At 37.6% G+C, this 1,052-nt stretch carries 1 protein-coding gene and 1 pseudogene; one reads left to right on the forward strand and one right to left on the reverse strand.

Translation table 11 applies throughout. The features are described from left to right. A pseudogene (locus B9Z54_RS00260) lies at positions 1-393 on the reverse strand (aminotransferase class I/II-fold pyridoxal phosphate-dependent enzyme); the annotation flags it as partial. Between the two features lie 460 nt (positions 394-853). Here B9Z54_RS00260 and B9Z54_RS26595 point away from each other — a divergent pair. Then, positions 854-1,052, forward strand: a 199-nt coding sequence (locus B9Z54_RS26595; RefSeq protein ID WP_481747763.1) for a CorA family divalent cation transporter, incomplete at its 3' end; no start/stop codon positions are given.

The raw sequence follows: 1,052 nt of genomic DNA on the forward strand, positions 1-1,052 counted from the left end.
AATTTGATGATTGGTTCATATCCAGGATACACAGGCCCTGGCAGGATGACTTCATCTCCTGAATTCAATATAGTTCTAGAGTTGAATCAATCCCTGGAGGCCCCAATTTGTAATGATTACTTCATTAGCCGGGTCGAAAGAAACATTGTATTTAGTTCTGTAAAAGTCTGCAGCCGCTTCTCTTAACTCATGGAAACCAGCATTATGGGTATAGTTAGTATATCCCTCATCAATAGCTTTATTGGCTGCCTCTTTGACATGATCCGGAGTCGGAAAATCAGGCTGGCCAAGGGTAAGTGATACCATATCTTCAATATCCGAGACCAAATTGAAGAACTTTCGGATGCCTGATATTTCGATATCTTGAACTTGTTTATTGATTAAATGGTCCATTATTTAACACCTTCTCTTTCTAACTTGTTTCATATTTTACCATGTAATCGGCATTAAAACGACAATTGAAGGTTACCTTGTTTTAAAAGGGTAAAAATAAAAGCTCTTTCGCAAGGATAGCGCCTGTTTTTAAAAGTAATGGATTTCCGCTGCAGCCCCTCTGGGAAAGGTGAGACCCTTAAAACAACCATTTTTTAACAGAGTCAAAATATTTAAAAGAGCAGCATTAAAACAGAACACTTACTGAGGTAAGCAATAGATCGCGCTCACGAAGGGCAAGTTATTTAAGAAGTATAGATGAAGGTTTTCATATATTACATGGAGTTTGGGGAGAACGATATGATTAGAACCACAGTAGTTAAAAATTGGGGATGTAAGACGAGACCTCCCCTTAAAAGAGGTCAATAAAGAAGACAATAAATGGTTTTGGGTCGACTTTTCCCAGCCTGACAGCAATGAGATCAATCAGCTTCAGGAATTTTTTCACTTTCATCCTTTAGCCATAGAGGATTGTATAGAAGATTTCAGTGAAAGACCTAAACTGGATTTTTATGATCACTATTTTTTCCTTCTGATGCATACGATTGATCATAAGACACTCGACTTTCATGAGGTGAATATGTTTGTCAGTGATCAGTTCATTGTCACCTTCCATAAAC

The sequence above is a fragment of the Bacillus sp. P14.5 genome, from assembly GCF_003316765.1.
Lineage (GTDB): Bacteria > Bacillota > Bacilli > Bacillales > Bacillaceae_B > Rossellomorea.